Annotated in this window: 12 protein-coding genes; 2 read left to right on the top strand and 10 right to left on the bottom strand. The window is 73.4% G+C overall.

Annotated features, from left to right (window positions below; translation table 11 throughout):
* Positions 1 to 4 precede the first annotated feature (4 nt).
* The 4 genes from AB0I73_RS08745 to AB0I73_RS08730 form a co-directional block, all read right to left on the bottom strand.
* Positions 5 to 403, bottom strand: a complete 399-nt coding sequence (locus tag AB0I73_RS08745) for an ectoine synthase (RefSeq protein WP_055627584.1) — start codon at positions 401 to 403, stop codon at positions 5 to 7.
* 111 nt (positions 404 to 514) lie between these two features.
* Entirely contained in the window at positions 515 to 1,786 is a 1,272-nt protein-coding gene (ectB, locus tag AB0I73_RS08740; protein WP_363035182.1) for a diaminobutyrate--2-oxoglutarate transaminase, read from the bottom strand.
* 88 nt (positions 1,787 to 1,874) lie between these two features.
* Positions 1,875 to 2,381, bottom strand: a complete 507-nt coding sequence (ectA, locus tag AB0I73_RS08735; RefSeq protein ID WP_363035180.1) for a diaminobutyrate acetyltransferase — start codon at positions 2,379 to 2,381, stop codon at positions 1,875 to 1,877.
* Between the two features lie 448 nt (positions 2,382 to 2,829).
* Positions 2,830 to 3,933, bottom strand: a complete 1,104-nt coding sequence (locus AB0I73_RS08730; protein ID WP_363035178.1) for an aminotransferase class V-fold PLP-dependent enzyme — start codon at positions 3,931 to 3,933, stop codon at positions 2,830 to 2,832.
* A 174-nt stretch (positions 3,934 to 4,107) separates the two neighbouring features.
* Between AB0I73_RS08730 and AB0I73_RS08725 the strand changes: the two genes are divergently transcribed.
* Both AB0I73_RS08725 and AB0I73_RS08720 read left to right on the top strand, forming a co-directional pair.
* Complete coding sequence (locus AB0I73_RS08725) at positions 4,108 to 5,205, top strand: amidohydrolase family protein (RefSeq protein WP_363035176.1); 1,098 nt, start codon at positions 4,108 to 4,110, stop codon at positions 5,203 to 5,205.
* A gap of 196 nt (positions 5,206 to 5,401) precedes the next feature.
* The gene (locus tag AB0I73_RS08720; protein ID WP_363035174.1) at positions 5,402 to 6,358 is read left to right on the top strand and encodes an SCO1860 family LAETG-anchored protein; all 957 of its coding nucleotides are present in this window, start codon (positions 5,402 to 5,404) and stop codon (positions 6,356 to 6,358) included.
* Positions 6,359 to 6,508: 150 nt separating this feature from the next.
* Here AB0I73_RS08720 and cobC read toward each other — a convergent pair whose 3' ends face one another.
* Genes cobC through cobM form a run of 6 tightly spaced genes read right to left on the bottom strand, consistent with a single transcriptional unit; the run spans position 6,509 to position 12,811 of the window.
* The gene (gene cobC / locus AB0I73_RS08715; protein WP_363035172.1) at positions 6,509 to 7,576 is read right to left on the bottom strand and encodes an Rv2231c family pyridoxal phosphate-dependent protein CobC; all 1,068 of its coding nucleotides are present in this window, start codon (positions 7,574 to 7,576) and stop codon (positions 6,509 to 6,511) included.
* The gene (locus AB0I73_RS08710) at positions 7,566 to 8,480 is read right to left on the bottom strand and encodes a sirohydrochlorin chelatase (RefSeq protein WP_363035170.1); all 915 of its coding nucleotides are present in this window, start codon (positions 8,478 to 8,480) and stop codon (positions 7,566 to 7,568) included. Before AB0I73_RS08710 ends, cobC begins: the two co-directional genes overlap by 11 nt.
* Positions 8,477 to 9,064: a precorrin-8X methylmutase gene (locus AB0I73_RS08705; protein WP_363035168.1), complete on the bottom strand. Its 588-nt coding sequence runs from the start codon at positions 9,062 to 9,064 to the stop codon at positions 8,477 to 8,479. The genes AB0I73_RS08710 and AB0I73_RS08705 overlap by 4 nt, the downstream gene beginning before the upstream one ends.
* Positions 9,061 to 10,752 carry a precorrin-3B C(17)-methyltransferase gene (cobJ, locus tag AB0I73_RS08700; protein ID WP_363035166.1) on the bottom strand — a complete coding sequence of 564 codons (1,692 nt, stop codon included), beginning with the start codon at positions 10,750 to 10,752 and terminating at the stop codon, positions 9,061 to 9,063. The genes AB0I73_RS08705 and cobJ overlap by 4 nt, the downstream gene beginning before the upstream one ends.
* Entirely contained in the window at positions 10,749 to 11,996 is a 1,248-nt protein-coding gene (gene cbiE, locus AB0I73_RS08695; protein ID WP_363035164.1) for a precorrin-6y C5,15-methyltransferase (decarboxylating) subunit CbiE, read from the bottom strand. The genes cobJ and cbiE overlap by 4 nt, the downstream gene beginning before the upstream one ends.
* The gene (gene cobM / locus AB0I73_RS08690) at positions 11,993 to 12,811 is read right to left on the bottom strand and encodes a precorrin-4 C(11)-methyltransferase (RefSeq protein WP_363035162.1); all 819 of its coding nucleotides are present in this window, start codon (positions 12,809 to 12,811) and stop codon (positions 11,993 to 11,995) included. The genes cbiE and cobM overlap by 4 nt, the downstream gene beginning before the upstream one ends.
* Between the last annotated feature and the right edge of the window lie 61 nt (positions 12,812 to 12,872).

The following is a 12,872-nucleotide window of genomic DNA, read 5'->3' as shown; positions in this document are numbered from 1 at the left end:
AACCTCACACCTCCTCGGTGAGCAGCGGGTATACGCCGTTCTCGTCGTGGTCCTCCCGTCCGGTCACGGGCGGGTTGAAGACGCAGATGCAGCGGAAGTCCTTCTTCACCCGCAGCGTGTGCTTCTCGTGCCCGTCGAGGAGGTACATGGTCCCGGGTGTGATCGTGTGCGTCAGCCCGGAGTCGTGGTCGGTGAGCTCTGCCTCCCCCTCCACACAGACGACGGCCTCGATGTGGTTGGCGTACCACATCGACGTCTCCGTACCGGCGTACAGGACGGTCTCGTGCAAGGAGAACCCGACGTTCTCCTTGGCGAGGACGATGCGCTTGCTCTCCCAGGTGCCCGACGCGGACTTCACATGCCGGTCGGTGCCCTCGAGCTCCTTGAAGGAACGGACAATCACGGTGCTGCGATGCCTCCTTGGTGGTGGTGATGGTGCCTGCGGGCCGTCCGGGCCCCGGACCGAGGCCGGGGCCCGGACGGTTCAGCAGGTGGTTCAGGTGGTTCAGGTGGTTCAGGCGGTCTCGCGGACGGCGCGGGCCAGCGTCCGCAGTCCCTCGTCCAGTTCGTCCGGGGTGATGGTCAGGGCCGGGAGGAGTTTGACGACCTCGCTCTCGGGGCCGGAGGTCTCGATCAGCAGCCCGAGCTGGAAGGCGCGTTCCGCGACCCGCCCCGCGCGCTCCTTGTCGTGGAACTCCAGGCCCCACACCAGCCCGCGACCGCGGTACTCCTTCACGTCGGCGAGGTTCTCCTCGGCGATGGCGATCAGCGACTGCTCGACCTGCTCGCCGCGCGAGCGGGTCTGCTTCTCCATCGCCGACCCGTCGGCCCAGTAGGCCTCCAGGGCGGCGGTCGCCGTGACGAAGGCCGGGTTGTTGCCGCGGAAGGTTCCGTTGTGCTCCCCCGGCTCCCAGACGTCCAGTTCGGGCTTGAACAGGGTCAGCGCCATGGGCAGGCCGTAGCCGCTGATCGACTTGGACACGGTGACGATGTCCGGCGTGATGCCCGCCTCCTCGAAGGAGAAGAAGGCGCCGGTACGGCCGCAGCCCATCTGGATGTCGTCGACGATGAGCAGCATGTCCTGGCGTGCGCACAGCTCGGACAGGGCGCGCAGCCACTGGGGCCGGGCGACGTTGATGCCGCCCTCGCCCTGCACGGTCTCGACGATCACGGCGGCCGGCTTGTTGAGGCCGGAGCCCTGGTCCTCCAGCAGCCGCTCGAACCACAGGAAGTCCTCGACCGTGCCGTCGAAGTAGTTGTCGAACGGCATGGGCGTGCCGTGCACCAGCGGGATGCCGGCCCCGGCCCGCTTGAAGGCGTTGCCGGTCACGGCGAGCGAGCCCAGCGACATGCCGTGGAAGGCGTTGGTGAACGACACGATCGACTCGCGCCCCTTCACCTTCCGCGCCAGCTTCAGCGCCGACTCGACGGCGTTGGTGCCCGTCGGGCCCGGGAACATGACCTTGTACGGCAGGTCGCGCGGGCGCAGGATCCAGTTCTGGAAGGACTCCAGGAACGCGCGTTTGGCCGTCGTCGACATGTCGAGCCCGTGGGTGACGCCGTCCCGCTCCAGATAGTCGATCAGCGCCCGTTTCAGTACGGGGTTGTTGTGGCCGTAGTTGAGTGAACCGGCTCCGGCGAAGAAGTCGAGGTACTCGTGGCCGTCCTCGTCGTACATGCGGCTGCCGTGCGCGCGGTCGAAGATGGTGGGCCAGCCACGGCAGTAGCTGCGCACCTCGGACTCAAGGGTCTCGAAGACGCTCAGATCGGGCTGGGTGATGGTCACGACGAATCGCTCCTCGTTGGCGTGGGAGGTCGAAGGGAGTCGGAGATCGGCGCAGTGACGCACTTCTTCGTGCGCGGGGGACCGAAGGTCAGGGGGTGAGGGGACCGATGCGGTACAGGACCTCGGGGTCGTGCGGTCCGTCGGGGAACTGGTCGGCCTCGAACAGCACCTCGCGCTCCAGCCGGGCGCCGTGGCGCTCGGCGAACGCGGTGAACAGGCGCTCGGAGGCGGTGTTCCCCGGGGTGATGGTGGTCTCCACGGTGTTCACTCCGTGTTCCGCGGCGGTCCGTGCGACCAGGCTGTCGAGCAGAGCGGCGGCCAGACCGCGGCCGCGGTGCGCCTCGTCCACCGCGACCTGCCAGACGAGCAGGGTGTGCGGGCTGTCCGGCCGTACGTAGCCGGTGACGAAGCCGATCGGCTCCCCGCCGGCGTCGCGTGCGACGGCCGATGTGGCGGCGAAGTCCCGGCACCACAGGAGATAGCTGTACGACGAGTTCAGGTCGAGGGTTTTCGAGTCCCTCGCTATCCGCCACAGCGCGGCTCCGTCCGCCGGGGCGGGGCGATCCATGTGCGGGTCTGCTTGAGCGGCACTCATGTGAATTCAACTTACCCAGGTAAATGCGAAATTGCATCGGCTGCCGGGGTTACCTGGTGGCTTGAACTATGTTATCGCGCGGGCGTGAAGCCGCAAGCGGAAGGTCGGCGAGATGCCCCGTTTTGCGGTGAATACAAGGCGCAAATCGGTCGCGTTGTGGAACCGGTCACAAGTGTGTAACTCCCGTGAGAGGGTCCCGGATGTGCCGCTTCCCGCCCCGCTGAATCGTTGCGTTTAGGTCCGAAGAAAGCGGGCAGAAGGAGATGGGAAACTGCTCTGGAAGGTTGTATTGAAATAAGCGGGAGAATGTCGGGTAAGAATGCCCCTGATTGCTTCCGGTAATCCTATGGAATTCATCATTTCGGTCGCCCGCGGTCGGTCGGCCCCTCATGTCCCCGCCGTGCCGCCGACATGCTCCCGCCCGGCTTCGGAGCCGTCTTGCGCGGGCTTACCGCCAGGCGCCGTCGGCCGCGCTCAGGGCGCCCCGCACGTCCACCGTCAGGCCCTGCTCCGCCAGCGCGGTGCCCAGGGCCGCCAGGCTCGCCCGTACCGCGCCCCTGGTCGCGTCGGAGCCGTAGTGGTTGACGCGGATCATCTCCTTGGCCAGTGCCCCGCCCCCCGCGGCCAGCGGGAGCGCCGGGTCCACGGCCAGGGCGTGGGCCACCAGTTCCGCGGCCACCGTGCCCGACGGAGCCCGCAGTGTCGTGGCGACCGGAGCCGCCTCGGACGCCTCGTGGACGTACGGCGCCAGGCCGCCGCCCAGCGCGAGCGCCCCCGCCCGCGTCGCCGCGGCGGCCGCCGCGTGCCGTGCCGTCACCGTGTCCAGGCCCACCGCCTCGATGTGCTCCACGCACGCCTGGAGCGCCAGCATCTCCAGCTGCGCCGGCGCGTGCGGCAGCGCCGTGCGGCCCCCGTCGATCCAGCGCTCCTTCCAGTCCAGCAGCGACAGGTACGAGCGGCGCGGCGCCCGCGGGTTCGCCGCCATCCGGGCCCACGCCCGCTCGCTCACCGACACCGCCGACACGCCTGCCGGACCGCCCATCGCCTTCTGCGCCCCGATCACGCACAGGTCCACGCCCCACGCGTCCGGCAGCACGGGTTCCGCCCCGATCGACGCCACCGCGTCCAGATAGAACAGCGCCCCGTGCTCCCGCACCGCCTCGCCGATCTCCGCGACCGGGTTGGTGTTCCCGGTGGCCGCCTCCGCGTGCACCAGGGAGACGAAGTCGATCTCCGGATGCCCGGCGAAGGCCTCGCGGATCTGCCCGGCCGTCACCGCCGTGTGGAACGGCACCGCCAGGTCGATCACCGTGGCGCCGCAGTCCCGCAGCCAGTCCCCGAAGGTCTGCCCGTAGGGGCCCGTGACGACGTTCAGGGCGGTCGTGCCGGGATCCGCGACCGCGCGGATCGCGCCCTCCAGCGGCAGCAGCGCCTCACCCTGCATGATCACGACGTCCTGCGTGGTGCGCAGCAGCCGTGCCACGCGGTCCTCGATCGAGGCGAAGTGCGTGGCGCTCAGCGGGGCCAGACCGAGGAAGGGGTGGGTGCTCACGGCGGTGCTCTCTCCAGATCGCGGCTTCACGAGGGCGTGCCCGCACGAGGTCGTGGGGGTACAGGTGCGAGCGTACGGGAGCCTGTCCGACGCCGGATTCCCCGACCGGACGGGGAGGCGGAGACCCCGGACCGGGTGGCCCCGCCCGGGTGGCGGCTCACTAGGGTGCGGTGTATGAGCGAACGCGCGGTGCTGCACGTGAAGGGCCGGATCCTCGTCGGACCGGACGAGGACCAGGTCCGCGACGAGCTGTGGGTGGTCGACGGGCGGATCTCCTACGACCGTCCCGGCACCGCCCGTGACGTCCGGACCGTCGAGGGCTGGGTGCTGCCCGGCCTGGTCGACGCCCACTGCCACGTGGGCCTCGACCGGCACGGCGCGGTCCCCGCCGAGGCCGCGGAGAAGCAGGCGCTCACCGACCGCGACGCCGGCGCCCTGCTGCTGCGGGACGCGGGCTCCCCCTCCGACACCCGCTGGATCGACGACCGCGACGACCTCCCGAAGATCATCCGGGCCGGCCGGCACATCGCCCGCACCCGCCGCTACATCCGCAACTACGCCTGGGAGGTCGAACCCGACGACCTCGTCGCCCACGTCGCCCGGGAGGCCCGGCACGGCGACGGCTGGGTCAAACTCGTCGGCGACTGGATCGACCGCGACCTGGGCGACCTGTCGGCCTGCTGGCCGCGCGGCGCCGTCGAGGCGGCGATCGCCGAGGCGCACCGGCTGGGCGCCCGCGTCACCGCGCACTGCTTCGCCGAGGACTCCCTGCGGGACCTGGTCGAGGCCGGCATCGACTGCGTCGAGCACGCGACGGGCCTGACCGACGACACCATCCCGCTGTTCGCCGAACGGGGCGTGGCGATCGTCCCGACCCTCGTCAACATCGCCACCTTCCCCGAACTGGCCGACGGCGGCGAGTCCAGGTTCCCGCGCTGGTCGGCCCATATGCGCAGGCTCCACGAACGCCGCTACGACACCGTGCGCTCCGCCTACGACGCCGGCATCCCCGTCTTCGTCGGCACGGACGCGGGCGGCACCCTCCCGCACGGCCTGGCGGCGGCCGAGGTCGCCGAACTGGTCACCGCCGGCATCCCGCCCGTCGACGCCCTCGCGGCCGGCACCTGGGCCGCCCGGGCCTGGCTCGGCCGCCCCGGCCTGGAGGAGGGCGCCCCGGCCGACCTCGTGGTCTACGCGTCCGACCCGCGCGCGGACGTACGGGTGCTCACCGACCCGCGCCGGGTGGTACTGAACGGGCGCGTGGTCGGCTAGGAACCGCTGCCCGGCGGGCGAAACCCGCCCACCGGGTGACGCGTGGGCGGCGGTGGGGAACAGTCGTGCCCCGGGATTCGAATGTGTCGACGGGCCTTCCACGAAGGAGTGAAGTGTCCTCGGATCGCTGACGGTCGTCTCCCGGGGCGGTCATTCTTTCCGGGTCCCACTCACGTCTCATGGGGGTCCCACCGCCTTGAACAGCACCAACTTCCGCATGCCCGCACGCCGTCTGGCCGTCGTCGCCGCGGCCACCGCCCTCGCCGCGGGTCCCGCGGCGCTGGCCGGAGCGGGCTCCGCGCAGGCCACCGGGGAACACGGCAGCGCGAGCGCGACCGTCCTGCGCACCGGACTCGACGTGGCCCTGCTCGACAAGAGCGTGAACGCCCCGCTCACCGTCTCCCTCAACGAGGTCCACGCGCCGCAGAGCGCGCGGAAGACCCTCCTCACCGCGGACCTGGAGGGCGTCGACGAGGGCCGACCCTTCAGCGTGCTGCGCGCGGAGGTGGCCGACGCGAAGGCGACGGTGGAGGGGGAGCGGGCCGAGTCCTCCACCACCCTCGCCAAGGCCCGGGTCCATGTGCCCGGACTGCCGCTGCTGTCGCTGATCGAGCTCGAGAAGGTCACCTCAAAGGCCGTCTGCGAGAGCGGCCGGACCCCGCTCGCCTCGGCCACCCTGCCCGGCTCGGTGACCGTGCTCGGCAAACGCGTCACGCTGACCTCCGAGGGCACCACCGAGGTCACGGTGCCGGGCGTCGGCGAGGTCCGCCTGGACCTGTCCAGGACGGAGACCACGTCCCGCACCGCCGCCGCCACCGCGCTCCGGCTCAAGGTCGCCGTCAACCCGGCGAAGCTGAACGTCGCCGAGGTCAACGGCACCGTCACCCTGGCCGAAGCGAAGTGCGAGGCCCCCGCGGCCCCGGCCGAGCAGCCCGCCGCCCCGGCCGAGGAGCAGGCGGCCCCGGCCGAGTCCGAGGAGTCCAGGACCGCCGACGTGCAACCCCAGGGCGCGCGGGCCGAGCAGCCGACCGGGGCGGACCTGGCCGAGACGGGCGGCGACTCGAGGACCCCGTACATCGCGGGCGCCGCCGTCGCGCTCCTCGCGGCGGGCGGCGCGGGAGTCGCCCTCTCCCGCCGGGGCCGCCGCAACTGACGCTGTACACCGACTACACCGATTACACCGACTACACCGACCTCATCGACGGGGACCGGCGCTCCCACCGCCGGTCCCCGCCGGTCCCCGCCGTGCCCACCGGGACACGGCCGGCCGACCCCTTTCCGCGGGCGCACAGGGAGGGGCGGATCAGCCTGCGTCCAGTGCCCGCTCCAGGGCTCCCAGGAACGCGTCCGTCGTCTGCCGGTCGCGTACCGCCAGGCGCAGCCACCGCTCGTCCAGCCCCGGGAAGGTGTCTCCGCGGCGCACCGCGAAGCCGAGGTCGCGGAGCCGGCGGCGTACGGCGGTCGCGTGCTCCAGCCGGAGCAGGACGAACGGGGCCTCGGCGGGACGCACGACGCTCAGACCGCGCGCGGCGAACTTCTCCAGCCCCGCGAGCAGATGGCCCCGGTCCGCGGCGATGCGGTGGGCCGCCCCGGCCGCCTCCGCCAACGCCCCGGCCCCCACACACGCCTCGGCCGCCACCAGCGCGGGTGTGGACACCGGCCACAGGGGCTGTGCCCGCTCCAGCACCGTGACGGTCTCCGGCGCGGCCAGGACGTAACCGATGCGCAGCCCCGCCAGCCCCCACGTCTTGGTGAGGCTGCGCAGGACCACCAGGCCCGGTACGTCCGTCCGGCCGGCCAGTGCCTCCCGCTCGCCCGGCACGGCGTCCAGGAACGCCTCGTCCACGACCAGCGTCCGCCCGGGACGGGCCAGTCGGGCGATCGCCGCGGCCGGGTGCAGCACCGACGTCGGGTTCGTCGGGTTGCCGATCACCACCAGGTCCGCTTCCTCGGGGACCGCCGCGGGGTCCAGCCGGAAACCGTCCTCCGCGCGGAGCAGCACCCGCTCGACGGTGTGTCCCGCGTCCCGCAGCGCCGCCTCCGGCTCCGTGAACTGCGGATGCACCACCACCGGCCGGCGCACCGGCGACGCCCGCGCCAGCAGCACGAACGCCTCCGCCGCCCCCGCCGTCAGCAGCACCCGCTCCACCGGCAGCCCGTGCCGCGCCGCCACCGCCGCCCGCGCCGCCCGCCCGTCCGGGTAGGCGGCGAGGCCGGTGAGCGACGCGGCGATGTGCTCCCGCAGCCACGCCGGGGGCGTGTCCGCGCGGACGTTCACGGCGAGGTCGACCAGAGCGGCGCCGTCGTCACGGACCTCGGCGTCCCCGTGGTGCCGCAGGTCGTGCGCGCCGGCCTCCGGTTCAGTGCGCATGGGAATGCGCGTGACCGTGCCCGTGGTGGCCGTGATGGTGGTGGCCGTCGTCGTCCGGGTGGAAGTGCGGCTGCTGCGGCGCCCCGACCTTGTCCTCGAAGCCCGGCAGCGCGATCCGGTACACGCAGCTGTCGCAGTTCATCCGCAGATCGCCCCGCACCGCCTCCGCGTACCGCTCCATCACCAGGTCCAGCAGCTCCGGCTCCGGCCCGATGACGTCCGCCGACCGCACCTCCGTCTCCGGGTGCGCCGCCGCCCACTGCTCGGTCTGGTGCCGCACCCGGTCCGGCAGGATGCCGGTGAACAGGAAGTACGGCAGGACGACGATCCGCCGGGCGCCGAGCCGCGCGCACCGGTCGAGCCCGCTCGGCACGTCCGGCGCCGCCAGCGACACGAACGCCGTCTCCACGGCCCCGTAGCCGCGCCCCTCCCACAGCAGCCGCGCCGCCTTGAACACCTCGGCGTTGGCGTCCGGGTCCGTCGAACCGCGCCCCACCAGCAGCACCGTCACCTCGGCGGGGTCCCAGGACGGATCCACCGCCTGCCGAAGCCGCCGCTCCAGCACGCTCAGCAGGGCGGGGTGCGGGCCCAGCGGACGGCCGTAGGTGTACGAGATCCCGGGGTGGCGCTCCTTCTCACGGGCCAGCGCCGCCGGGATGTCGCCCTTGGCGTGCCCGGCGGACACCAGCATCAGCGGCACGGCGGCGAACCGCCGCACCCCCTGGCCGACCAGCTCGGCGACGGCCTCGCCCAGCGGCGGCGGGGACAGCTCGATGAAACCGCCCGCGACGGGCAGTTCGGGGTGACGGCGCCCCAACTCCCGTACGAAGTCGCGGAACGCCTCCGCTCCGGCGTCGTCCCGGGTGCCGTGTCCGGCGATGAGCAGGGCGGGCGGGGTGGTCACGAGGTCTCCTCAAGCGAAGTGGGGTGGTACAGCAGGGCGTTGAGCGCGGCCGCGGCGACCGCCGAACCGCCCTTCTCGGACACGTTGCTCACCGCGGGCAACCCGCTCTCGCGCAACGCGGCCTTGGACTCGGCCGCTCCGACGAAACCGACGGGCAGCCCGATGACGAGCGCGGGGGAGGCGTCCAGGGTCAGCAGCTCCTCCAGGGCGGTCGGCGCGCAGCCGATCACCCACAGGGCCCCGGGGCCGACCTCCTCGTACGCCAGGCGCATCGCGTGCGCCGAACGCGTGAGGTCGGGCCCGGCCTCGGCGTCCTTGAGACGGCAGACGGTCCCGCGCCGGGTGATCCCGGCCGCGACCATCTCCACGTCCACCACGACGGGCGCCCCGGCGTGCAGCACCGCGTGCGCCTTCGCCAGCTCGTCCTCGTCCATGACGAGATCGTCCGCGTACGCCAGATCGGCCGAGGAGTGGATGACCCGCTCCACGACCGCCCGGGTCAGCGGCGGGAAGTGCCCGGTGTCCAGACGGGCGCGCAACCGGCGGAAGGACTCCTGCTCGATGGGATGGACCACACGCTTCACCGGGACTCCTCCTGCCAGCGGTAGCCGCGCGGGGTGACCATGCGCCCCGCGATCTCACGAGTGGCCGTGTTGCCCACGGTCACGACCGTCATCATGTCGACCGTCGCCGGGTCGAGCGCGGCGAGCGTGCTCAGGCGACTGGACTCGTCGGCGCGGGACGCGTTCCGTACGACACCCACCGGCGTCGTCGGCTCCCGGTGCTCGGCGAGGATCGCCAGCGCCTTCGGCAGCTGCCAGTCACGGCCCCGGCTGCGCGGGTTGTAGAACGTCACCACGATGTCCGCCTCGGCCGCCGCCCGCACCCGCCGCTCGATGACCTCCCACGGCGTGTGCAGGTCGGACAGACTGATCGACACGTGGTCGTGGCCCAGCGGCGCGCCCAGGATCGCCCCGGCCGCCAGCGCCGCCGTCACCCCGGGCACCCCGACCACGTCGATGTCGTCGGACGCCTCGGCGAGCGCCGGGGAGGCCATGGCGTACACGCCCGCGTCCCCACTTCCGATCAGCGCGACGGCCTGCCCCCGGCGGGCCTCCTCGACGGCCGTGCGCGCCCGCTCCTCCTCCGCGCCGAGCCCGGACTCCAGGATCCGGGTGCCGGGCCGCAGCAGATCGCGGATCTGGTCGACGTACTGGTCGAGCCCCACCAGCACGGAGGCGCGCCGCAGTTCCGCCTTCGCCCGCGGGGTGAGCAGGTCCCGGGCCCCCGGCCCGAGTCCGACCACCGCGAGCCGTCCGCGCCCCGGCCGCCGCACGACGGCACAGGTCGCCATCGCCGGCTGCCCGTCCGCACGTTCCGACTTCCGCTTGGGCACGAGGAGTTCGCCCCCGCGCACCAGCGCCGCGGCCTCCGCGACCGACGGGGTGCCCACGGCGGCGAGCGGCGCGTCGGAGGGGTTCGGCACCTCGATGCGCGCCAGCTCCCCGGCGGCGTACGCCACCAGTGGCACGTCCAGGCGCCGGGCCGCCTCCACGATGCCGGGCTCGTCGGACTTCGCGTCCACGGTGGCCAGTTCGGCGAGCGACGCGGCCGACAGCCCGGCCTCCCGCAGGGTGCCCTCGACCAGCGCGAGGACCTCGTCGACGGGGGCGCCCTTCGAGGCACCCACCCCGACCACGAGGGTGGGCGGCCGGAGGACGGCCTCCCGCTGCCCCGCCTCGACCAGCCGGTCCGTGAGGCGGATCGTGTACGCACCCTCGTCCGCGACCGGCAACGGGGGCAACGGCCAGGCCACATCGGTGCGCAGCGCCACCGGCTCACCGTCCAGCAGGGCGCGCGACACGGCGGCCACGTCACCCTCCACCGGGAGGCCCAGCGTGTCCAGACCGGGCAGCCCCGCCGCATCGGTCGCCGTGGTCACCACCGGTTCGGCGCCCAGCACCTCGGCGACCTCCCGTGCGAGATCGTTCGCCCCGCCGCCGTGCCCGCCCGCCAGGGAGACCGCGAACCGGCCGCCCTCGTCGACGCAGACCACGCCCGGGTCGCTCGCCTTGTCGTCCAGCAGCGGTGCCACCAGCCGCACCACGGCACCCGTGGCCAAAAAGCACACGAGCTGCTCGCACTGCGCGAACGCGGCCCGCACGGCGTCCCCGACGGGACCCTCGTACACCCGCGTACGGTCCGGCCACGCGGCGGCCAGTCGGTCCCGCGCGGCGGCTCCCGCCGCGGTGGCGGAGATGAGGCCGATCACAGGGCGGCTCCTTCGATGTCGGTACGTGCCGGGGGTCTGGAACCCCACAGCAGGAAAACGGGATTGGCCGCCGCCAGCCGGGTCACGTCCCCGGGCAGCGGCGCCAGCCGCGACGACTGCAACAGCACCCCGTCGCAGGTGAAGCCGGCACCGGCCAGCGCCCCGCGCACGGCCGGCACCCGGTCCAGGGCGGCCAGGGCGACGACGACCGTGCGCCGCGCCCGCCGCGCGCACGCGGTGACGATGGCGGGCAGCTCCCGCCCGCCCCCGCCGACGAACACGGCGTCGGGGTCGTCGAGATCGGACAGCACGGTCGGCGCCGCCCCGTGCACCACGCGTACGTCCACCCCGTGCGCGAGGGCGTTGGCGCGGATCCGCCCCACCCCGTCCGCGGTCTTCTCCACCGCGGTGACGGCGGCGCCCAGCCGGGCGCACTCCACGGCCACGGACCCCGAACCCGCGCCGATGTCCCACACCAGTTCGCCGGGGCGCGGTCCGAGCCGGGCCAGGGCCAGCGCCCGCACCTCGAACTTGGTGATCATCGAGTCCCGGTGGGCGAACCCGGCCTCGTCCAGCGCCCAACCGGCGGGCGGCGCGCAGGAGCCCGCGACGGTCCGTACGGGGCCGAGACCCCGCGACTCGTCCAGGCACAGCACGACGCTGACCGCCGGACCCCAGTCCCGTGCCGCCGCGACGGCGGGCGTGACCCGCTCCACCCGCTCCCGCTCGGGATCGCCCAGCGCGGAGGCGACGACCAGGACCCGGCCGGGGGAGTGCCGGGCCAGCGCCGCCCCCAGCTCCGCCGGACCGGCCCCCGGCCCCGTCAGCACGGCGACCTTCGGGTGAGCCCGGCACAGGTTGACGGCCGTCCGCGGATCCCGGCCGTGCGCGCTGACCACCACGGCGTCGTCCCAGGGCAACCCGACCCGCGCGAAGGCGGTGGCGACGGAGGAGACGCCCGGCCGCACGTCCAGCCGCTCGGACCCGAACCGCTCGGCCAGCGCCCGTACGATCCCGAAGAACCCCGGGTCACCGGAGGCCAGCACGACGACCGGACGCTCCTCGGCGACGTACTTCCCGACGGTGTCCAGCGCGGGAGCCAGCGCCCCGAGGACGACCCGCTCGGCTCCCTCGGGCAGCCGGACGGAGTCCAGGTGCCGCCGCCCGCCCACGACGAGCTCCGCCCCGGCGAGCACGGCCTCCTCGACCGGTGCCCCGGTCCCCGTACCGACGACCGTGATCACGTGCTCGCACCCCGGGTGCGCAGCGCCCTGCGGGCCTCGGGGTCGGCCTTGCGGTAGCCGTGGAAGTGACCGGGGTGGTACAGGTGCGAACGGGTGCCGCGCGCGTCGAGGGCGGGGCCGACCAGGAACAACGTGTGCTTCCAGAGCTTGTGCTCCTTGACCGTCTCCTCCAGCGTGCCGATCGTGCACTTCACGACCAGCTCCTCCGGCCAGGTCGCCTGGTACGCGACCACCACCGGCGTGCTCGTCGGATAGCCGCCCTCCAGCAGCTCCCGCACCAGTTGCCCGCTGCGCGCGGCCGACAGGAAGATCGCCATGGTGGTGCCGTGCCGCGCGAACTCGCGGACCTCCTCCCCGGGCGGCATCGGCGTCTTGCCGCCGCCGAGCCGGGTCAGCACCACGGACTGCGCCACCTCGGGAATGGTCAACTCCCGCTGCGCCAGAGCCGCGACGGCGGAGAAGGACGACACACCCGGCACGATCTCGGTCGCGATGCCGAGCTCCACGCACCGGTCGAGCTGCTCCTGCGTGCCGCCCCAGAGCGCCGGGTCCCCGGAATGGATCCTGGCCACCCTCAGCCCTTGAGCGCGGGCCCGCTCGTACACGGCCACGACGTCCTCCAGCGACATCGTCGCCGAGTCGAGGATCTCGGCGCCCTCCCGCGCGTGCTCGAGGACCTCCGCCTGGACCAGGCTGGCGGCCCAGATCACGATGTCGGCCTCGGCGATCGCGCGTGCGGCGCGCAACGTCAGCAGATCGGCGGCGCCGGGGCCGGCACCGACGAAGGTCACCTTGCCGGTGGGGGCATCGGCCATGGGGAAACGATCCTCTCCTGCGGTTCCTGCGGTTCCTGCGGTTCGTGTGATGTCTGCGGAG

Origin of the sequence: Streptomyces sp. NPDC050388 (assembly GCF_040655635.1) — a bacterium.
Taxonomy (GTDB): domain Bacteria; phylum Actinomycetota; class Actinomycetes; order Streptomycetales; family Streptomycetaceae; genus Streptomyces.
The sequence above is the reverse complement of the archived record's forward strand: the minus strand, read 5'-3'. Positions and strand labels throughout refer to the sequence as shown.